The 265-nt window shown below is 66.8% G+C and carries 1 protein-coding gene; it reads right to left on the bottom strand.

Annotated features, from left to right (window positions below; translation table 11 throughout):
- Positions 1 to 265 (bottom strand): hypothetical protein (locus N825_RS35885; RefSeq protein ID WP_037462612.1); only part of this gene is annotated, 265 nt, incomplete at both ends.

Raw genomic sequence — 265 nt, 5'->3', positions numbered from 1 at the left:
GTTGAACGCCGGCAGCCAGAAGCCGTCGCGCCCGCTGGCGAACATCATGCGGCTGAACTGCGCCACGATGGCGATAATGGCGTTGAACACCGACAGATAAATCGCGCCGCTCACCACCCGCGCCAGCGTCGGGCCGCCGAGCTGGGTGACCACATAGCCGACCGGGTCGGCCTGTTTGGCCATCTCCGCCAGCGACGGCGAGCCGATCAGCAGGGCGGTGAACGGCACCAGCTCCACCAGCACCACGATGACCAGCGTCAGCATG

The sequence above is a fragment of the Skermanella stibiiresistens SB22 genome (genome assembly GCF_000576635.1).
GTDB lineage: Bacteria > Pseudomonadota > Alphaproteobacteria > Azospirillales > Azospirillaceae > Skermanella > Skermanella stibiiresistens.
The sequence above is the reverse complement of the archived record's forward strand: the minus strand, read 5'-3'. Positions and strand labels throughout refer to the sequence as shown.